This is a genomic window from Pseudarthrobacter sp. TE9888, assembly GCF_056279345.1.
The window spans coordinates 3227831-3247950 of record NZ_JBWBRD010000002.1 but is presented as its reverse complement, the minus strand read 5'-3'; the positions used below and the strand labels follow the sequence as shown (position 1 = coordinate 3247950).

The window sequence follows — 20120 nt, the reverse complement described above, 5'->3', positions numbered from 1 at the left end:
CATGACCCCAAACATTCCGGAAAACACCACGGCCGGCGTCCCGGCTGCTGCTGCCGCACCCCACATCACGGTGGAGGGCTTTGACAGCCCCATCCCCGAAATCATCGATCTCGACGCACCCCGGGACGGCGTTCCCCTGGTCATCGAAACCCAGTCCGGGCTGGAACGCTGCGCCGCCGCGATTGCCGCCGGCACCGGCCCGGCCGGTGTTGACGCCGAACGGGCCTCCGGGTTCCGTTACGGCCAGCGCGCCTTCCTGGTCCAGATCCGGCGCGAGGGCGCAGGCACCTGGCTGATCGACCCCGAGCCGTTCGGGAACCTGGACATCATCAACGACGCCCTGCACGGCGTCGAATGGATCCTGCACGCGGCCAGCCAGGACCTGCCCTGCCTGTCCGAACTCGGGATGTGGCCGGACAAGCTTTTCGATACCGAACTCGCCGCACGCCTGGCCGGGCTGCCCCGGGTGGGCCTGGCGGCAGTCATCGAACAGCTCCTGGGATTCGGCCTTGCCAAGGAACACTCTGCGGCCGACTGGTCCACCCGCCCCCTGCCGGAACCGTGGCTCCGGTACGCCGCCCTGGACGTCGAGGTCCTCACCGAGCTGCGTGAGGAACTCATCGAGTTGCTCCAGGCCGACGGGAAGCTCGAATACGCCGAACAGGAATTTGCCGCCATCCTGGCCGCCGGCGTCGCCCCTCCCCGCGTGGACCCCTGGCGGAAAACCTCCGGCCTGCACCAGATCCGGGACCGCCGCCAGCTGGCCGCCGTCCGCGAGCTGTGGCTGGAGCGCGACTCCCTGGCGCAGAAACGCGACGTGGCACCGGGCAGGCTCATTCCGGACTCCGCCCTGGTGGCGGCGGCGAAGGCCATGCCCGCCACCGTCCCGCAACTCCTCAGCACCAAGGGATTCCACGGACGCGCTGCGCAGCGCGAGGCTCCGCGCTGGCTGCGCTGCATCGCCGCGGCACGGGACCTCGAGGAGCTTCCGCCCCTGCACCTGGCCACCAACGCCCCGCCGCCGCCGAGGGTCTGGGCAGACCGCGATCCGGAGGCGGCTGCCCGCCTGGGCACGGCCCGGCCCCTGCTCCAGGCAAAAGCCGAGGAGCTGAACCTGCCGCTGGAGAACCTGCTGACACCCGATTACCTGCGGCGGGTGGCATGGCGGCCTCCTGCAGATGTCAGCGATGACTCGATTGCTGCTGAACTGCGGGCCCTCGGTGCACGGGAGTGGCAGGTGGAGCTCACCGCCCCGTTGATCTCCGGCGCCTTCCTGAACCCGCAGCCGCTGCCGCCCAAGGAAACCAAACCTGTCGCGGCAGCCAGCGGCCAGTAAACTTCCCGACCAAGCCCTTGCAGGCTAAGTTACTCACGAGTAACATCGGTGTGACCGACGCTTGGCTGCTGCCGCCCTCCGGCATGCACCCGGCGCGCCACATCTCGATGAGGAGTTACACGTGAGCCAGCACGGAAGCGGCGCATCTACGCGCACTGTCCGGGACGTCGTCTTTGTGGACGGCATCCGCACGCCCTTCGGCAGGGCCGGTGAGAAAGGAATCTACGCCGGGACCCGGGCCGATGACCTGATCGTGAAATGCATCCGCGGCCTGCTGCGCCGCAACCCGTCACTGCCACCGGAGCGGATCGACGAAGTGGCCATCGCCGCCACCACCCAAACAGGCGACCAGGGCCTCACCCTCGGCAGGACGGCCGCTCTGCTGGCCGGCCTTCCACGGACTGTTCCCGGCTTCGCCATCGACCGCATGTGCGCCGGCGCCATGACCGCTGTCACCACTACGGCCGGCGGCATCGGCTTCGGCGCCTACGACGTGGTTGTTGCCGGCGGCGTGGAACACATGGGACACCACCCCATGGGCTCCGGCGCCGATCCGAACCCCCGGTTCATGTCCGAACGGTTGGTGGACCCGGCCGCCCTGAACATGGGAAACACCGCCGAGAACCTGCATGACCGGTTCCCCGCCATCACCAAGGAACGCACCGACGCCTACGCGGTGGCATCCCAAGATAAGCTGGCAGCCGCCTACCGGGGCGGCCGCATCCAACCCGACCTGGTTCCCGTTGCCGCCCGCAAGCCCGGCGAGGGCTGGACAGTCCACAGCAAGGACGAACCGCCGCGCCCCGGCACCACCCTGGACGACCTCGCCGGCCTCCGCACGCCCTTCCGCGCCCACGGCCGGGTCACCGCAGGAAACGCCGCCGGCCTGAACGACGGCGCAACCGCTGCCGTCCTGGCCTCCGCTGATGCTGCCGCCGAGCTGGGCCTGCCCGTCAAGATGCGGCTCGTCAGCTACGCCTACGCGGGAGTGGAGCCGGAGGTCATGGGCATCGGGCCTGTGCCGGCCACCGAAAAAGCCCTGAAGAACGCCGGACTGACCATCGATGACATTGGCCTGTTCGAAATCAACGAGGCTTTCGCCGTCCAGGTCCTCAGCTTCCTGGACCACTACGGCATTTCCGACGACGACCCCCGGGTTAACCGCTACGGCGGGGCCATCGCCGTAGGCCACCCCCTGGCGTCCTCCGGCGTCCGGCTGATGATCCAGCTGGCCCGCCAGTTCGAGGAAGACCCGTCGGTCCGCTACGGGATCACCACCATGTGCGTGGGCCTTGGCATGGGCGGCACCGTGATCTGGGAGAACCCGCACCACCCCGACTACAGTGGAACTCCCGCCGGGGACACCGCTGCTACCGCTTCCGAAGGAGCCATGGCATGAGCGCCGCAGATTTCCGCACGTTGGCGGACCTCTTCCCCAACGAAACCGTGACCCACTCCTACGTCCAGGACATCGCCCTGCCGGGAACTGCAGGGAAGCCCAGCCCGGGTACCTTTGCCCTGGTCACCCTCGACAACGACCTGGACCACACCAAGCCCACCACCCTTGGCCCCAACACCCTCGTGGAGCTCGGCACAGTACTGGAAGGCCTGCGGGAACGCGCAGCCCGCGGTGAAATCGTGGGCGTGGGCGTCACCGGTAAGCCGCACTACCTCGTGGCCGGCGCGGACCTCTCCGCTGTGAAGTCGCTCGAAAAGCGTGAACACGGACTGTGGATGGCGCAGCTGGGCCACGACGTCTACGCCACCCTGGCCAACCTGGGCGTCCCCAGCTTCGCCTTCATCAACGGAGTCGCACTGGGCGGCGGCCTGGAGATCGCCCTGCAGTCCACCTACCGCACGGTGTCCACGGGGGCGGGCGCCCTGGCGCTGCCGGAAGGCTTCCTGGGCCTGGTTCCCGGCTGGGGCGGCGTGTACATCCTTCCCCGCCTGGTGGGTCCGGAAAACGCAGTCAAGGTCATGATCGAGAACCCGCTGAGCAACAACCGGACGCTGACCGGCACGCAGGCATTCGGCATGGGAATCGCGGACGCCGCCTTCGAGCCCGCCGACTTCCTGGAGCAGTCGCTGGCCTGGGCTGCGGGAGTCATCTCCGGCGAGGTGGTCCCGGAACGGCCCAACGCCGTCGACCCCTCCTCCCCCGACGCCGCCGCCCGCTGGAGCGCCGCCGTGGCCGCGGGGCGGAAGTTCGTGGAAGGCAAGACCTCCAACGCCTCTCCGGCCCCCGCCAAGGTCCTCGACATCCTCGAGGCCAACCGCACCATGACCGCCGCGGAGTCCGCCGCCCTGGAGTGTGAAACCCTCGCCGAGCTCATGCAGACGGACGAGTTCCGTTCCACCGTCTACGCCTTCCTCGACCTGGTGCAGAAGCGCGGCAAGCGGCCCGCCGGCGCTCCGGACCGCAAACTGGCCCGGCCCGTTACCAAAGTGGGCGTGGTGGGCGCCGGACTGATGGCCGGCCAGCTGGCACTGCTCTTCGCACGGCAGCTGAAGGTGCCGGTGGTCCTGACCGACATCGACCAGGCCCGGGTGGAGAAAGGCGTGGCCTACGTCCATGGCGAGGTGGACAAACTGCTGGCCAAGAAGCGCGTCAGCCCGGACGCGGCCAACCGCACCAAGGCGCTGGTGACCGGTTCGGTGTCAAAGGAAGCCTTCGCGGACGCCGACTTCGTGATCGAGGCCGTCTTCGAGGAACTGCACATCAAGAAGCAGGTCTTCGCCGAAGTGGAGGCCATCGTCTCGCCGGAGTGCATCCTGGCCACCAACACGTCATCGCTCTCGGTGACGGAGATGGCCGCGGACCTCGAGCACCCGGAGCGCCTGGTGGGCTTCCACTTCTTCAATCCCGTGGCCGTCATGCCGCTGCTGGAGATTGTCCGTGCCCCGCGGACCGACGACGCCGTGCTCGCCACCGCCTTCGAGCTGGCCAAGGCCCTGAAGAAGACCGGGGTGCTGGTCAAGGATGCGGCCGCGTTCGTGGTCAACCGCATCCTGCTGCGGCTCATGGGCGAAGTGACGGCGGCCTTCGACGAGGGCACCCCGGCGGAGGTGGCGGACGCCGCGCTGCGCCCCATGGGGCTGCCCATGACACCGTTCACGCTGCTGGCCATGGTGGGCCTGCCCGTGGCGCAGCATGTCCAGGAGTCCCTGAACGCTGCCTTCGGTGACCGTTTCCCGGTCTCGGACAACCTCAAGAAGCTCATCGACAACAACATCAAGGCACTGTGGGAGACCGCCCCGGACGGTACCCGGGCCATCCCCCAGTCCACACTTGACCTGATGTCCTTTGGCTCCAGCCCCTCCACGGCGGAGCAGGTGCTGCACCGTGTCCAGGATGCCTTGGCAGAGGAAATCGGCCTGATGCTGGCGGAAGGGGTCGTCGCCGGACCCGAGGACATCGACCTGTGCATGATCCTGGGCGCCGGCTGGCCCATGTTCCTGGGCGGCATCACGCCGTACCTGGACCGGGTGGGTGCATCGGTGCGGGTCAACGGCAAGCGTTTCCTGCAGCCCGGGATCGCGTCGGGCAAGTCCCGGGACTAGGCGTACCGGCGGTCAGGCCGGAACCAGCCGGCCGCCGTCGAGCGTCAGGATGCGGTGCGCCGCCGCGCGTGCATATCCCAGGTCATGGGTGACCAGCACGACGGCGGCGCCCGCCTCCGCAACCGACCGTACGGCAGCGTCAAGCAGCGCGAGTCCGTCCCCATCCAGCGCCACCGTCGGTTCATCCAGCGCCACGACGGCCGGCCTGCGGGCCAGCACGGTGGCCAGGGCCAACAGTCGCTGGGCGGACGCCGGCAGCTCGGCCGGATGCTCCCGGGCCGCGTCCGCCAGGCCGACGGCCTGCAGTGCCGCGCCGGCGCGCTCCGCAGCCAGGGCCGGCCCCAACAGGCGGTCCAGGCCGAACCCGACCTCCCGCAGAACGGTCCGCTCGAACAGTTGGTCGCGGGGCTGCTGGAACAGCAGGCCCACCGATGCTGCTGTTTTTCCCACGGGAGCTCCGACGATGTCACTGCCGCGGACAAGCACAGTGCCCGAAGTGGGGCGCAGCAGCCCGTTGAAGTGCCGCAGCAGGGTCGACTTGCCTGCCCCGTTGGGCCCGGTGACGGCCACGATTTCCCCCGGGTGGACTGCCAGGCGGACGTCCTGCAGCACCATGGCCCGGCGGCCGGGTTCCCGCCTTGGGCGCCTGCGCCGGGATGCCTGCGCGTCCGGGTAACCAAAGGACACGTCCCGGAGCTCCAGCGCTGCGGGCGTCGCCCGCTCCGTGCGGCTGGAGGTCGCGGAGGTGGATGGCAGCGCCGCTGGCGGGGCGTCCAGCCGCCGGATGGCGCGCGGCAGCCTCCCGGAGCCGGGCCCGAAGAAGGCAGGCGGCCCGGAGTTGGTGAGCGAGCCGTCTTCCAGGACCAGCCAGGTGCCGGCCTCCAGCAGCAGCGGATCGACCGCCTGGCTGAGGATCAGGACGGCGGTCCCGCCCCTGATCAGGTCACGGACCAGGGCGGCCAGTTCGTTGGCCCCTGCCGCGTCCAGGGAGGCGAAGGGCTCGTCCATGACCAGCACAGGTGGCCCGGGGATGATCGCGCAGCCGATGGCCAGCCGCCGCAGCTGGCCGCCGGACAGCCTCGCCGGGTCCTGGTCCAGCAGGCTGCCAAGCCCCAGCAGGCCAGCAGTCCGCTCGACGGCGGCTTCCATCCCGGCACGGTCCACGCCGGTGTTTTCCAAACCAAACGCCAGTTCCTCCGCCACCGTGGCCCGGACCGTGGACAGCACCGCGGCAGGGTCCTGCGGCACGAACCCCACGTGCCGGCCCCACTGGGCCGGATCAATCCGCGGGTCCCCCGGGCCGCCGTCGAACTCCAGCCGCGTGCCGGCCAATTCAAGGAAGCCTGCCAGCGTGCCGTGCCCACCCGGTGGCAGCCAGCCGGACAGCAGCCGGCCCAGGGTTGACTTGCCGCTTCCGGATGCGCCGAGGATGGCCATGAACGAGCCCGGTGGACAGGACACGCTGACATCCCGCAGGGCTGGGGCGGGCGCCTCGTGGAAGGTGAAGTCCCTGATGCCGGCAGCCAGGATGGGCGCGGACCCACCGCCGGCGTTGCCGTCACTGACGGGAAGGCCGGGACCGCCCGTGGCCATGTGGTCAGCCACCCGTACCTGCCAGGACCACCCGGAGAACCACTGCGGCCAGGGCCAGCAGCACCAGCACGGACCGTGCCGCCCGCTGCAGCGTGGAATCCGGCACCTCCCGGTAACTGGTCCGCGGCCCGGCGTTACCCAGCCCACGGGCCTCCAGGGCAGCGGCCCGGGTACCTGCATCCTCAATCAGTGAAAGGACCAGCGGAATGGCCTGCAGACGGAACGCCGCCGCCCTGGAGACCAGGCCCCGGGAGATGACCAGGCCGCGGGATTCCTGGGCCTGCCGGATACTGCGGGCCCGCCCCGCGATGGCCGGAAGCAGGGTCAGCGTGGATGCCAGCACGAACGCGAACCGGCCCTGCACGCCCCGGGCGGACAACGCCGCCACCAAGTCCGCGACCCTGACACTGAAGGAAAACACCAGCAGGGCCATGACGACGGCGGCCAGTTGCAGGATTCGCTGCCCGGCAAAGCCCAGGCCCTCTGCCGTGATGCGGGCAGGCCCCCACGCCGCCAGCACTGTCCTTCCTTCCGGGAAGAACAGGCCGTGCAGGACCAGCAGGGACAGGCCGAGCGGGACCATGACCGCGGCCGCCGCAGGCAGCACGCGGCGGCCCGTCCCTGCTGCCAGCGACAGGACAAGGCAGGCGGCAACCACGGTGAGGGACAGCGGCCAGCTTGCCGCCGCCGTCGTCATGACCGCCGTGCTGCCTGCAACGGCGAGGGAGGTCAGCGGGTTGAGCCGCTCCCGCCGTGCCGTTGCCGGTGCTGCCGTGCTGCCTGCCGGGGATGCCGTCACGGTGCCCGGGTCAGCCGTTCCGCGACGAATCGTTGGCCGGCCCGGAACCGTTCCCTTGGGCCGGTGCCTGCGCCTGTGCTGAAGCTTCGACCCGGGTTCCCTCCGCCGTCGAGGCCGGGGTGGTGCCGGCGAGCACCCGGTGGCGCCGGATGAAGGGGAACTGCTGGCGCGCCCGGCGGGGCAACGCGTAGACCAGGACGGCCACGATGGTGAACACGATGGCCTTGTCCATGGGGTCGGACAGGAGTGCCTGCTTGGTGATGGCCGCCAGGAGGGTGTCCCCCATGGCCCGGAAGGCGCTGACGATAGCGCCGGTGGCCACGCCCGACGTTCCGCCGAAGACGAAGGCGGCCACGGGGGCGGACACGACGCCGGCGATGATCCCGGTGACGAAGCCCGCCACGGGTGCCAGGTAGAAGCGGCGGAAGAGGCCGTAGCGTGCCGCGAGCCCGGCCAGGCAGCCGATGAGCGCGGCGCCGGCGGCGAACGGCAGCACGGTGGGATTGAAGAAGGACCAGACAATGCTGCTGAGGGCGCCGGTGGCGGCACCGGCGGCCGGCCCTGCCAGGACGGCGATCAGCACGGTGCCGATGGCGTCGAGGTAGAAGGGAACAAGGGTGCTGCCGACGAATTGTCCCAGCACGATGTTCAGGACCAGCGCGACCGGGATCAGGACCAGGGTGGATGCCGGGAGGGTGGGCAGCACGGCAATGATCAGCAGGACTGCCCCTGCCAGGAACCCGGTGAGGGCGATCAGTGCCGATGCGCTGCCTGGACCGCCGGTGATGTCTGCCGGCTGGTTGAGGACCAGGTAGACGTAGGTGGCCACGATGGCCAGGGCGCCAAGGATCTCCAGCAGCCGGCGGCGTGCCGCGGGGCGTTCCTGGGACGGGAGCGTCAAAGAGGGCGATGACATGGGGAATGTTCCTTTGGGTGCAGGCAGTGGGCCCGGCAGTACCGGGCCGGAGTGTGGCTGCCTATGTCACCTCGGCAGAATCCGGCGGCAACTGCGCCGGGCCGGTCCGGAGCCCATTCTACCGGCGATTGCCCGCGGAGGGCTGCTCCTCATCCCACCCGGCGGGCAAGGCCTCCGACGGCGGAGACGAGCTCACGGAACGCCTGCTCCGGGTTGTTGCCGGACACCACCCGCGCGTTTGGGGGCGCTCCCCACAGTCCCCGGAAGTCTGCCACCGTTGTTCCCATCAGGAGCGGGGAGTCCGTTTCGACGTCCACGGTGGCTGGGCGCGCGGTATATTCGAGCGTGCCCGCCGCCACCCCGGCCGCAAAGAAGTCGTGGACGTGGGCCAGGTAGCCCTGGTCGTAGCGCCGGTGGAACTCGAAGTAGAAGCGCAGGGCATCCGACAGGTGCCTGACCAGTGTGTTGCCGGAGGTGCTGCGGCGCCCCTCCGGGTCCACCGGGAGGACCCGTTCCGGAGCGGAGGCACCTGCCGCCCGTGCCAGCGCGGCGACGTGGGCTGGATGCAGTTCCATCCGCTCGGTGGTGTCCAGGGAGCAAACGATGGGAAGTTTATCCAGCGGCTGGCCGCGGTAGGCGGCGTAGACCTCCTTGGCCGCGTGCGGGTCCACGTGGGTGTTCCATTCGGCGGTGGGGGTGGTGTTGCCCTGGTGGTAGAAGGCACCGCCCATGATCACCACTTTGGCCAGCAGGTTGGGGAGTTCCGGTTCCTGCCGCAGCGCCAGGGCGAAGTTGGTCAGCGGAGCGGTGATGAGGGCAGTCAGCTCCCCCGGGCGGGCCCTGGCTTCTTCGATCCACAAATCCACGGCGTTCCGGCGGCTCGGCTGGCCGGCCGGTTCAGGCAGAACGGCGTAGCCGATGCCCTGGGGTCCGTGGGTTTCCGGAGTGGTAACCAGCGGGACGGACAGCGGCTTTCGGGCCCCCACGGCCACCCGCACCCCTGGCCGGCCGCACAGCTCCAGTAAGGCGAGGGTATTGCGCGCTACCTGGTCGGCGTCGACGTTGCCCGGGGTGGCCGTGACCGCCACGAGCTCCGTGTCCGGCAGGGCGGCAAGGTAGGCAAGGGCAAGGGCATCGTCGATGCCGGTATCGACATCAAGGAGGTAGGCGGGCATCGTGGCCTAGAAGAGGGCGACCTTGGGCACGGCGGGGAAGATGTCGTCGAGTGTGGCGAGGTCCTCAGGGGTGGGGGTCCAGTTAGCGGCTTCGGCGTTCTGCCGGACCTGCTCCGGCCGGGTGGCGCCGGCGATGACGCTGGCCACCGAGGGCTGGGCTGCGAGCCAGGAGAAAGCCACCTCAATCTCCGTGAGGTCGCGTTCTTTCGCGAAGGCGCTGTACCTGCCCAACTGGTCCCAGTCGGCGTCGTCCACCATGTTGGTGCGGGTGTGGCTGAGCCGGGACCCTTCGGGGGCGTGGCCCGGGGAGTACTTGCCGGTGAGCAGGCCGTTGGCCAGCGGGAAGTACGGGAGGACGCCGAGGCCGAACTCCTCCGCGGCCGGGGTCACTTCCAGCTCGGCGCGCCGGTCCAGCAGGTTGTAGTGGTTTTGCGAGGAGATGAACCGGGAGGTCCCCAGTTCGCGGGCCACGTATTCCGCCTGGGCGATCTGCCACCCGGAGCGGTTGGAGTGGCCGATGTAGCGGACCTTGCCGCTGCGGACCAGGGTGTCCAGGGCTGCCAGGGTCTCGTCGATGGGCGTCAGCGGGTCCGGGGTGTGGAACTGGTAAAGGTCGATCCAGTCCGTATCCAGGCGCCGCAGCGAGGCTTCGACTGACTGGATGATGTACCGCCGGGAGCCGCGGGCACCGAAGTCGGGGCCGTTGGCGCCCCGGGTGTCCATCCCGAACTTGGTGGCAACCACCACGTCTGCGCGCCGGCGCCCGAGCGCCTTGCCCAGCATGGTTTCGCTGAGCCCGGGTTCCTTGCCGTAGTTGTCTGCCACGTCGAACAGGGTGATGCCGGCGTCGATCGCGGCATTCACGACGCCGTCCGTGGCGTCCTGCGACTCGGTGGCGGTGTTGGCGCGGCCCAGGTTGTTGCAGCCCAGGCCAACGGTGGAGACGGTCAGGCCTGATTTTCCAACACGGCGGTAGCTGGTCACGAACGTCTCCTAGAGGCTGAAGCTGCTGGCGGGCTTGGCGGAATGCTTGAGTTTGTACTGGTCCGGCTGGCTGTACGGGGCAGCCCCGATGCTGAGCTTGGTGAAGTCGAGGTCCTCGTTGCGGGCGCAGACCTTGATGGCGCTGACGGCCTTGTTCACATCCGGGCACAGGCAGAAGATGTTCAGCTTGTAGTCGGTGAATTCGGAGCGTTCCACCGTTCCCAATCCGCGCCAGGCCAGGTGGCTGATGAGGGAGTCCTTGGCCTTCTGTTCAAGGCGTCGGTCACGGTCGGTGCCGTCCTTGGTCTTGAGGGCGAACTGGACCACCACCCAGGACTGCTCCCCGTTGGGGACTTCGGCGTAGCCGTCCTCCGCGCACTGGGCTGCGAAGGCGTCCAGGAGGCCGTCGGCAGCGGCGGCGTCGGGGACATCCGTTTCCTCAGTCTTGCTCTGGTGCCCCACGGCGCCGAAGTTCATGACGAACTGGGAATACTCTTCGTCGAACCAGGCCTCCCTGAAATGGAGGGCGCCTTCGTCGTCGCGCTTGTAGACCCTGACAATGCCGCTCATGTGGTGCGTCCTTTGGTAAACCATTCGACGTCGGTGCCGTCGAATGGCGCGTGCTGTGCCTTCACGGCGTGGTAGAGCCCGTCCGCGGCAGCCTGGATATCCTCGATCAGCCGCTGGGGGTAGTGCATTGAGACGCTGTGCTCCGCGAACTCGTCCTGGTCGTCGATGAAGACGCCGCGGGCCTCGGTCCGGATGACGTCGAGATCCATGTCGATCACATGGAACTCAGTCACGGCAGGCCGGATGTGTGTCCACTCATGGCCTACCGCGAGGTCGATGTAGACCCGCACTCCACCGGGGTGCGCGGAGTCGTAGAACGTGGCCACCCAGTCACCTTGCCGCGGCACCAGGAGGACAGCATCCGAGCGTGTGTAGAACGCAGCGCCCGGGCGGGAGCAGAATTCGTTGGTGCCCTGGAAGATCCACCACCCGTGTTCGTCTTCGCCGAGGTAGCGCCCGGGTACCACCCAGTGGGCCTTGCCGTTCCATTTCCGGTTCCTGGAGACCACCAGCTGGCCTGGCTCGAGCCCATTCGGAACCCGGGTGGTCGTGGTGTGCAGGACTGGTCCGGATTCCCCCGCCGGCCCGGGATACTTCAGCTCGTCCTCGTCCCTCACAGGATCGGAAGGCTGCCGGTGGTGGGGTGCTGCTGCCCGGGGAGGGGCCGCGCGAAGGGGACCTTGGTTCCCAGGACCTGCGCGACGACGTCGTGCGTGATCTGCTGGGCGGTCAGCCCAACGCGCTCCAGCACCTGGTTGCGGGTGCCATGGTCGAGGAACTCCACGGGCAGGCCTACCTCGTTCAGTGCCGTGTCCACACCGGCGGCGCGCATCTCCTGGCGGATGCGGGAACCGACGCCGCCCGCGCGGACGCCGTCTTCGATGCAGATGACCAGGCGGTGGTGCGAGGCCAACGCGATGATGGAACGGCGGACGGGGAGGACCCAGCGGGGGTCCACCACGGTGGTGCTGATGCCCTGCGCGCCGAGCCGGTTGGAGACATCCAACGCCAGTTCTGCCATGGCGCCGACGCTGACGATCAGGACGTCGTTTTCGGTGGAGCCGGACGGCCTGCGGGCCAGGATGTCCGCGCCGTCGCTGAGCCGTTCCACTGCCTCGACGGCGGGGCCGACGGATCCCTTGGAGAAGCGGACGACGCTGGGCGCGTCATCGATGGCCACGGCTTCGCGCAGTTCCTCGCGGAGCCGGGTGGCGTCGCGGGGCGCGGCGAGGTGCAGCCCGGGGACGATCTGGACCATGGCCATGTCCCACATCCCGTGGTGGCTGGCGCCGTCCGGGCCCGTGACGCCGGCGCGGTCAAGGACGATGGTAACGCCTGCCTTGTGGAGGGCCACGTCCATGAGCAGCTGGTCGAAGGCCCGGTTCAGGAATGTGGCGTAGACGGCCACCACCGGGTGCAGGCCGCCAAAGGCCATGCCTGCGGCGGCGGTCAGCGCATGCTGCTCGGCGATGCCGACGTCGATGACGCGCTTGGGGTGCTTGGCGGCGAACTTGTGCAGGCCCACGGGAATCAGCATGGCCCCGGTGATGCCCACGATGTCGTCGCGCTCGTCGGCGATGGCGGCGATTTCATCGGCAAACACCGAGGTCCAGGACTGGGCTCCCCCGGTGCCGGTGGGCTCGCCGGTTTCGGGGTCGATGATCCCAACGGCATGGAACTGATCCGCTTCATGGGCACGGGCCGGAGCGTAGCCGTGGCCCTTCTCCGTCATGGCATGGACGATCACGGGACCGCCGTAGTTCCTGGCGGTGGACAGTGCATGCTCCATGGCCTGGAGGTTGTGGCCATCCACCGGGCCGATGTACTTCATGCCGAGGTCCTCGAACATGCCCTGCGGCGCCCACCAGTCCTTGATGCCCTTTTTCATGGCGTGCAGGCTCTTGTAGGTGAACTGCCCCACGGGGCCGCCGTCCTGCAGCTTCTTCTTCCACCAGTCGAGGGCGCCCTCGTAGGCCGGGGCGGCGCGGAAGGAGTCGATGGTGGGGCGCAGGGACGCCAGGTAGTCGGCGAATCCGCCAACGGTGGGTGCATAGGAACGGCCGTTGTCGTTGACGACGATAACCACGCGGCGCTTCTTGTCCGCCGCAATGTTGTTGATGGCTTCCCAGGCCATTCCGCCGGTGAGCGCTCCATCGCCGATGATGGCCACCACGTGCCGGTCGCCTTCGCCGGTGAGCTGGCGGGCCCGGGAGATACCGTCCGCCCAGGACAGGGACGACGACGCATGCGAGCTTTCCACAATGTCGTGTTCGGATTCGGCCCGGTCCGGGTAGCCGGAGAGGCCGCCTTCCTGGCGGAGAGTGCTGAAGTCCTGCCGTCCCGTCAGCAGCTTGTGGACGTAGGACTGGTGCCCCGTGTCAAAGACGATGCTGTCGCGGGGGGATTCGAAGATGCGGTGCACGGCCAGCGTCAGTTCCACGACGCCGAGGTTGGGCCCGAGGTGGCCGCCCGTCTGGGAGACGTTCGTGATCAGGAAATCCCTGATCTCCGAGGCCAGCTGTTCCAGCTGTTCCTCGGTCAACTCGTTCAGGTCCTGCGGATTCCGGATGGTGTCCAAGATTCCCAATGACCCCTCCTTCGGGTGGTAGACGTGCCGTTTAACTCTAACGCCTCGGTGTGAATGCAAAGCCGAAGCCCCGGCTGGTCGGTGACCGGCCGGGGCTTCGGGGTGGATGGTGACTGCTGTCGGAACCCGCTAGTTCGCGGAGATCTGGCGCAGCACGTACTGCAGGATGCCACCGTTGCGGTAGTAGTCCGCTTCACCCGGGGTATCGATGCGCAGCACGGCGTCGAACGACTTGGAGGAGCCGTCCTCTGCGGTGGCGGTGACCTTCAGGGTCTTGGGCGTGGTGCCCTCGTTGAGGGCGGTGACGCCTTCAACCGAGAAGGTTTCCGTGCCGGTCAGGCCCAGGCTGGCAGCGTTCTCGCCGGCCGGGTACTGCAGCGGCAGGACGCCCATGCCGATGAGGTTGGAGCGGTGGATACGCTCGTAGCTCTCGGCGATGACGGCCTTGACACCCAGCAGCGCGGTGCCCTTGGCAGCCCAGTCACGCGATGATCCGGAACCGTATTCCTTGCCGGCCAGGACCACCAGCGGGGTGCCGGCTGCCTGGTAGTTCTGCGCGGCGTCGTAGACGTAGGCCTGCGGGCCGTCGGCCTGGGTGAAGTCACGGGTGAAGCCACCCTCGACGCCGTCCAGGAGCTGGTTCTTGATGCGGATGTTCGCGAACGTGCCGCGGATCATCACTTCGTGGTTGCCACGGCGCGAGCCGTAGGAGTTGAAGTCCTTGCGCTCCACGCCGTTGGCCAGCAGGTACTGGCCGGCGGGGGTGTCGGACTTGAAGGATCCGGCCGGAGAGATGTGGTCGGTGGTGACCGAGTCGCCGAGCTTCAGGAGCACGCGGGCGCCCGAGATGTCCTGGACGGGCTCCGGCTGGGCCTTCATGCCCTCGAAGTATGGGGGCTTCCGGACGTAGGTGGACTTCTCGTCCCAGGCAAAGGTGTCGCCGGCCGGGGTGTCGAGGGCCTTCCAGCGGTCGTCGCCCTCGAAGACGCCCTCGTAGCCGCGGGCGAACATGCCCTTGTCGATGGAGGAGTCGATGACCTGCTGGACCTCAACCGGGTTCGGCCAGATGTCCTTCAGGAAGACGTCGTTGCCGGCTTCGTCCTGGCCCAGGGCGTCGTTCTCGAAGTCGAAGTCCATGGTTCCGGCCAGGGCGTACGCGATGACCAGCGGCGGGGAGGCCAGGTAGTTCATCTTGACGTCCGGGTTGATCCGGCCTTCGAAGTTGCGGTTGCCCGAGAGGACTGCGGTGACGGAGAGGTCGTTGGCCTGGATGGCCTCGGAGATCTCGGCGTCGAGGGGGCCGGAGTTGCCGATGCAGGTGGCGCAGCCGTAGCCCACGATGTAGAAGCCGAGCTTCTCCAGGTAGGGGGTCAGGCCCGACTTGTTGTAGTAGTCGGTGACAACCTTGGAACCGGGGGCAACGGAGGTCTTGACCCACGGCTTGGCGGCGAGGCCCTTTTCGACGGCGTTGCGGGCCAGCAGTGCTGCGGCCAGCATCACGGACGGGTTGGACGTGTTGGTGCAGGAGGTGATCGAGGCGATCGACACCGCACCGTGGTCCAGCTCGAATTCGCGGCCGTCGGCGGTCTTGACGGCCACCTTCTTCGCCGGGCGGCCGTTGGACTTCGGACCGTGGGCGTGCGGGGCTTCCTCGGAGAGGTGCGTTGCCGTGGCGGTGAACGACGGTGAGTCGGACGCCGGGAAGCTCTCGTCGATCGCTTCGTCCAGGCTGCCGTCGGCGAGGTCCACCTTGACGTAGTTGCGCAGGTCCTCGCGGAACTGGGCCTTGGACTCGGAGAGGATGATGCGGTCCTGCGGCCGCTTGGGGCCGGAAATCGACGGCACCACCGTGGACAGGTCCAGTTCCAGGTACTCGGAGAACTTGATGTCGCGGGAAGGATCGTGCCAGAGGCCCTGTTCCTTGGCGTACTGCTCGACAAGTGCCACGTTCTGGTCTGAGCGGCCCGTGAGGCGCAGGTAGTCCAGGGTGACGTCATCGATGGGGAACATGGCGGCGGTGGAACCGAACTCGGGGCTCATGTTGCCGATGGTGGCGCGGTTGGCCAGCGGCACTGCTGCGACGCCTTCGCCGTAGAACTCAACGAACTTGCCCACCACGCCGTGCTGGCGCAGCATTTCGGTGATGGTCAGGACCACGTCCGTTGCGGTGGCGCCGGCGGGGATGCTGCCGCTGAGCTTGAAGCCCACGACGCGCGGGATGAGCATGGAGACGGGCTGACCGAGCATCGCTGCCTCGGCTTCGATGCCGCCGACCCCCCAGCCCAGCACGCCCAGGCCGTTGACCATGGTGGTGTGCGAGTCGGTGCCAACGCAGGTGTCAGGGTAGGCGCGCAGCGCACCGTCCACTTCGCGGGTCATGACGGTGCGGGCCAGGTACTCGATGTTGACCTGGTGCACAATGCCGGTTCCCGGGGGAACAACCTTGAAGTCGTCAAAAGCGGTCTGGCCCCAGCGCAGGAACTGGTAACGCTCACCGTTGCGCTGGTATTCGATCTCCATGTTGCGCTCCAGTGCGCCGGAGTTGCCGAAGGCGTCGATCTGGACGGAGTGGTCGATGACCATCTCGGCGGGAGCCAGGGGGTTGACCCGCTTGGGGTCGCCGCCCAGGTCCTTGACCGCTTCACGCATGGTGGCCAGGTCCACCACGCAGGGAACGCCGGTGAAGTCCTGCATGATCACGCGCGCCGGCGTGAACTGGATTTCTGTATCGGGCTCCGCATTCGGATCCCAGCCTGCCAAAGCGCGGACGTGATCGGCAGTGATGTTCGCGCCGTCCTCGGTCCTCAGCAGGTTTTCAAGCAATACCTTGAGGCTGAACGGAAGGTTTTCTGCACCTTCAACGGAGTTCAACCGGAAAATTTCGTACTCGGTTCCGGCTACATTAAGTTTGCCTTTTGAACCGAAGCTGTCCACAGTGCTCATCGCAGGACTCCTCTCGCAACAGTTTCATCTTTGTCGCGCGGTTGACCGCCTGCTAGTTAGGAAGCCCTAAGTAGCTCCAGGGCCCGAAAATTTGCACACGGCCGGCCGAGAATTCGGGCGCGACGTGGGACTACTACGGCCATCGTAGTCGAAAACCGCACCGGCATCACGGAGCCGGAGTCAGCAACGCCACCGTCTCGAGGTGGTGGGTGTGGGGGTACAGGTCGAACGCCCGGAGCCCCGCGAGTACCCACCCGGAGCGGCGGAAGTAACCGAGGTCACGTGCGAACGACGCCGGATCGCAGGACACATAGGCAATGGCCCGGGGCTGGGCGGCCACGAGTTGCCCGACGACGGCTTTCCCGGCACCGGCGCGGGGCGGGTCAAGGACCAGCGCGTCGAAATTCCGCGGTTTCTGGCGAAGGACCCGTTCCACGCGCCCCTGGATTACTTCCACCTGGGGCGCAGAATGCAGGTTCTTCCGGGCGTCGCGGCTGGTGCCCGGGGCCCCTTCGACCGAAAGCACGGACCCTGTCTCCCCTACTGCGTCGGCCAATACGGCGGTGAAGAGCCCCGCGCCGGCGTAGAGATCAGCCACCACCGCACCGGGGTTGAGGAAGTCCCCCTGACGCAGGAATTCTGTGACAGCACCCACAAGCGTCCCGGGCGCGTCGCGGTGGATCTGCCAGAAACCCTCGCCGGTCACCCGGTAGTCATGGCCGGCGGCGGTTTCCTGGACCCAGGTGCGTCCCCGGAGCTGCGTGACGGTGCCGGCCAGCGGATCGAAGGCTGCCACCGAGGCCTCCTCCGGCAGCGCGGCGGCGATGGCCCGCAGCCGCTTGTCCTTGGTTCCGGGCGCGGGGGCCAGGAGCACCAGGGGGCGGGAACCGTTGGCCGGCGCGGCCACCTCGACCCGTTCGATGCCCTGCAGGTCCAGGTCCCAGAGGCGCAGGGCGTTGATTGCTTCGCTTGCCAGGGGCATCTCCCGCACCGGAACGATGTGGTTGGAGCGGTGCGCGTGCATCCCCAGCCTGCCGCCGGGGGTGACCGAAAAACTCGCCCGCGTGCGCCACCCAAGGCCGGTGCCGCCGTCGTCCGCTTCCCCCACGGGTTCCACGGCACCGTCCCACGCGGACGGCACCTGCTCGAAGCCGGCCAGGCGGGTGAGCTGCTCGGCGAGGACGTCCGCTTTCAGGCTGCGCTGTTTGGCCAGCGCCATGTGCCCGAATTCGGCACCGCCCACCGGCGGGTGGCCGTGGCCCCAGGCGCGCAGGGAATCGGCCACGTGCCAGAAGTGCTCCACCCGGTCCGGGGACGCTTCGAGCACCTCGATGACATCGGCGCGCCAGAATTTGGCACTGTCCCCCGCATCGGTCAGCCGGACCCGGACCTTTTCGCCCGGAACGGCGTGCCGGACAAAGACCACCCGGCCCTCATGGCGCGCCACGCAGTGCCCGCCGTGGGCCACGGGTCCGACGTCGAGCAGGGCCTCCTGGCCGGTGTGGCCGGCATGGTCCCCTTCCGCTGGAGCAGTTGCCGGCTGGTCGGCGGGGGAAGTTCTGGCGGTCACTGGACGTCCTGGAGGTTCTTGGCTTCTTCGGAGGATTTGAGCTGCCACGGAACGCTGGCCACCATGACGCCCGGTTCGAAGTGCAGCCGGGTCTTGATGCGGAGGGCTGTCTGGTTGTGCACCAGCTGTTCCCACCACTTACCCACCACGTACTCGGGGATGTAGACCACCACCAGGTCCCGCGGGGAGTCCAGGCGCATCTGCTTGACGTAGTCCATGATGGGCGTGACCGTCTCGCGGTACGGGCTGGCGAGGACGGTCAGCGGAACCGGGATCTCGAGCTTTTCCCAGTCGGCGATGGTGTGCGCCGTCTCGTCCGGGTCGATGTCCACCGTGATGGCGTCCAGCCGGGAGGGCCGGGACGCGCGGGCGTAGGCCAGGGCGCGCAGGACGGGCTTGCGGACGTGCGAGACCAGCAAAACGGCGTGGACCCGGGTGGGCAGGGCGCGGGGCGAGGAGTCCTCGTCCACCGCGAGTTCCTTGGCCACATTGTCGTAGTGGGCGCGGATGCTCCACATGATCAGGAAGAGGATGAACATGGCCAGCAGCGCAATCCAGGCGCCCTGCTGGAACTTTGTGATCAGAACGATGACCAGCACCAGTCCGGTCATGCCGAAGCCGATGCTGTTGATGGTCCGCGACTTGATCATCTTGCGCCGGACGGCCTTGTCCTTTGCCAGTTTCAGTTCGCGGCCCCAGTGCCGGATCATGCCGAGCTGGCTGAGGGTGAAGGAGATGAAGACGCCCACGATGTACAGCTGGATCAGCTTGGTGACGTCGGCATCGAAGGAGATGATCAGGATCAGGGCACCTGCTGCGAGGGCCAGCACGCCGTTGCTGAACGCGAGCCTGTCGCCGCGGGTCCGCAGCTGGCGGGGCAGGTAGCCGTCCTGGGCGAGGATGGAGCCCAGGACCGGGAAGCCGTTGAACGCAGTGTTGGAGGCGAACACCAGGATGACGCCGGTGGCGGCCACCACGATATAGAAGGGGATGCTGCCGGCGCCGAAGATCGTTTGCGCAATCTGGCTGATGGCCGGGTTCTGGATGTAGCCCTCTGGCAGCGGGTTGCCGTTGAGCAGGAATTCCTTGGCGGGGTCCAGCACAATGTGGACCTTGGTGGCGTTGGCCAGGTAGATGATGCCGGCCAGCATGGCCGCGCCGATCACGCCCAGGAGGAGCAGCGTGGTGGCAGCGTTCTTGCTCTTGGGGTGCCGGAAGTTGGGGACGCCGTTGCTGATGGCCTCGACGCCGGTCAGCGCGGCGGCGCCGGAGGAGAAGGCCCGCAGCAGCAGGAAAGCACCGGCCAGGCCCACCAGGCCCTGGTCGAAGCCCTCGGCCGGGACGATGGTGAAGGCAGCCGACGGCGCCTGCCCCAGCTGCCCCGTGGCAGCCTGGAACATGCCCACGGCCGTCATGCCCAGGATGGACGCCATGAAGATGTAGGTGGGGACGGCGAAGACGCTGCCCGCCTCCTTGATGCCGCGCAGGTTCACCAGCGCGAGTATGACGACGCCGATGGTGGCGATGACGGCCTGCTCACCGTGCAGCGAGGGTACAGCCGTGGTGAGGTAGGCGGCCGCCGAGGACATGGACACAGCCACGGTCAGGACATAGTCCACCAGGAGGGCCGACGCCACCGTCAGGCCGGCGTACTTGCCCATGTTCTCGTTGGCGATCTCGTAATCGCCGCCGCCTGACGGGTAGGCGTGCACGTTCTGCCGGTAGGAGGCCACCACGGTCAGCAGCACCACCATCACGGCCAGGCCAACCCAGGGCGAGATGGCCACGGCGCTGACACCGGCCAGCGCCAGGGTGAGCAGGATCTCGTCCGGTGCGTAGGCCACCGACGACAGGGCGTCCGAGGCGAAAATCGGGAGGGCGATCTTCTTGGGAAGCAGGGTATGGGCCAGGCGGTCATTCCGGAAGGGCCTGCCCACCAGCACGCGTTTGACGGCGTTCAGTATTGTCAACACCCCACAAAGCTAGTCTGATTCGCGGTCGATGTCATGACGGGCGCCTGCCAGTCCTAACAGGTGCCATGCCGGTAGAGTTCTAGCTGCACGATCCTGACACAGATACAGAGGAG

The 20120-nt window shown here is 68.0% G+C and carries 14 protein-coding genes; 3 read left to right on the top strand and 11 right to left on the bottom strand.

From position 1 onward, the window contains the following. Position 1 precedes the first annotated feature (1 nt). The 3 genes from ACZ9J7_RS15520 to ACZ9J7_RS15510 all read left to right on the top strand — a co-directional run bounded on the left by ACZ9J7_RS15520 (position 2) and on the right by ACZ9J7_RS15510 (position 4897). Positions 2-1336, top strand: a complete 1335-nt coding sequence (locus ACZ9J7_RS15520; RefSeq protein WP_476210650.1) for an HRDC domain-containing protein — start codon at positions 2-4, stop codon at positions 1334-1336. A gap of 121 nt (positions 1337-1457) precedes the next feature. Further along, on the top strand, positions 1458-2735 hold the full coding sequence (locus ACZ9J7_RS15515; RefSeq protein ID WP_476210649.1) for a thiolase family protein: 1278 nt from the start codon (positions 1458-1460) through the stop codon (positions 2733-2735). Next, entirely contained in the window at positions 2732-4897 is a 2166-nt protein-coding gene (locus tag ACZ9J7_RS15510) for a 3-hydroxyacyl-CoA dehydrogenase NAD-binding domain-containing protein (RefSeq protein WP_476210647.1), read from the top strand. The genes ACZ9J7_RS15515 and ACZ9J7_RS15510 overlap by 4 nt, the downstream gene beginning before the upstream one ends. Before the next feature lie 12 nt (positions 4898-4909). Here ACZ9J7_RS15510 and ACZ9J7_RS15505 read toward each other — a convergent pair whose 3' ends face one another. The 11 genes from ACZ9J7_RS15505 to ACZ9J7_RS15455 all read right to left on the bottom strand — a co-directional run bounded on the left by ACZ9J7_RS15505 (position 4910) and on the right by ACZ9J7_RS15455 (position 20007). Then, positions 4910-6490: an ABC transporter ATP-binding protein gene (locus tag ACZ9J7_RS15505; RefSeq protein ID WP_476211872.1), complete on the bottom strand. Its 1581-nt coding sequence runs from the start codon at positions 6488-6490 to the stop codon at positions 4910-4912. 4 nt (positions 6491-6494) lie between these two features. Continuing rightward, on the bottom strand, positions 6495-7289 hold the full coding sequence (locus ACZ9J7_RS15500) for an energy-coupling factor transporter transmembrane component T (RefSeq protein ID WP_476210645.1): 795 nt from the start codon (positions 7287-7289) through the stop codon (positions 6495-6497). Positions 7290-7299: 10 nt separating this feature from the next. Beyond that, the gene (locus ACZ9J7_RS15495; protein WP_476210644.1) at positions 7300-8205 is read right to left on the bottom strand and encodes an ECF transporter S component; all 906 of its coding nucleotides are present in this window, start codon (positions 8203-8205) and stop codon (positions 7300-7302) included. A 149-nt stretch (positions 8206-8354) separates the two neighbouring features. Next, on the bottom strand, positions 8355-9380 hold the full coding sequence (locus ACZ9J7_RS15490; protein WP_476210642.1) for a nucleoside hydrolase: 1026 nt from the start codon (positions 9378-9380) through the stop codon (positions 8355-8357). Between the two features lie 6 nt (positions 9381-9386). Then, positions 9387-10364, bottom strand: coding sequence for an aldo/keto reductase (locus ACZ9J7_RS15485; protein WP_476210640.1), 978 nt, complete (start codon positions 10362-10364; stop codon positions 9387-9389). Between the two features lie 9 nt (positions 10365-10373). After that, the gene (locus ACZ9J7_RS15480) at positions 10374-10934 is read right to left on the bottom strand and encodes a hypothetical protein (RefSeq protein ID WP_476210638.1); all 561 of its coding nucleotides are present in this window, start codon (positions 10932-10934) and stop codon (positions 10374-10376) included. Then, positions 10931-11551, bottom strand: a complete 621-nt coding sequence (locus tag ACZ9J7_RS15475; protein WP_476210636.1) for a DUF402 domain-containing protein — start codon at positions 11549-11551, stop codon at positions 10931-10933. Before ACZ9J7_RS15475 ends, ACZ9J7_RS15480 begins: the two co-directional genes overlap by 4 nt. Beyond that, entirely contained in the window at positions 11548-13521 is a 1974-nt protein-coding gene (gene dxs, locus ACZ9J7_RS15470; protein ID WP_476210634.1) for a 1-deoxy-D-xylulose-5-phosphate synthase, read from the bottom strand. Before dxs ends, ACZ9J7_RS15475 begins: the two co-directional genes overlap by 4 nt. A 129-nt stretch (positions 13522-13650) precedes the next feature. Further along, on the bottom strand, positions 13651-16464 hold the full coding sequence (locus ACZ9J7_RS15465; protein WP_476210632.1) for an aconitate hydratase: 2814 nt from the start codon (positions 16462-16464) through the stop codon (positions 13651-13653). A gap of 166 nt (positions 16465-16630) precedes the next feature. After that, positions 16631-18034 (bottom strand): class I SAM-dependent RNA methyltransferase, encoded by a 1404-nt coding sequence (locus ACZ9J7_RS15460; RefSeq protein ID WP_476210630.1) that lies wholly within the window; start codon positions 18032-18034, stop codon positions 16631-16633. Next, positions 18031-20007: an APC family permease gene (locus ACZ9J7_RS15455; RefSeq protein ID WP_476210628.1), complete on the bottom strand. Its 1977-nt coding sequence runs from the start codon at positions 20005-20007 to the stop codon at positions 18031-18033. The genes ACZ9J7_RS15460 and ACZ9J7_RS15455 overlap by 4 nt, the downstream gene beginning before the upstream one ends. Positions 20008-20120 lie beyond the last annotated feature (113 nt).

What these genes read in the sequence shown, in the direction of transcription:
- ACZ9J7_RS15520 (WP_476210650.1), top strand. Translation starts at nt 2, where the DNA reads ATGACCCCAAACATTCCGGAAAACACCACGGCCGGCGTCCCGGCTGCT.
- ACZ9J7_RS15510 (WP_476210647.1), top strand. Translation starts at nt 2,732, where the DNA reads ATGAGCGCCGCAGATTTCCGCACGTTGGCGGACCTCTTCCCCAACGAA.
- ACZ9J7_RS15505 (WP_476211872.1), bottom strand. Translation starts at nt 6,490, where the DNA reads ATGGCCACGGGCGGTCCCGGCCTTCCCGTCAGTGACGGCAACGCCGGC.
- ACZ9J7_RS15495 (WP_476210644.1), bottom strand. Translation starts at nt 8,205, where the DNA reads ATGTCATCGCCCTCTTTGACGCTCCCGTCCCAGGAACGCCCCGCGGCA.
- ACZ9J7_RS15490 (WP_476210642.1), bottom strand. Translation starts at nt 9,380, where the DNA reads ATGCCCGCCTACCTCCTTGATGTCGATACCGGCATCGACGATGCCCTT.
- ACZ9J7_RS15480 (WP_476210638.1), bottom strand. Translation starts at nt 10,934, where the DNA reads ATGAGCGGCATTGTCAGGGTCTACAAGCGCGACGACGAAGGCGCCCTC.
- ACZ9J7_RS15465 (WP_476210632.1), bottom strand. Translation starts at nt 16,464, where the DNA reads ATGAGCACTGTGGACAGCTTCGGTTCAAAAGGCAAACTTAATGTAGCC.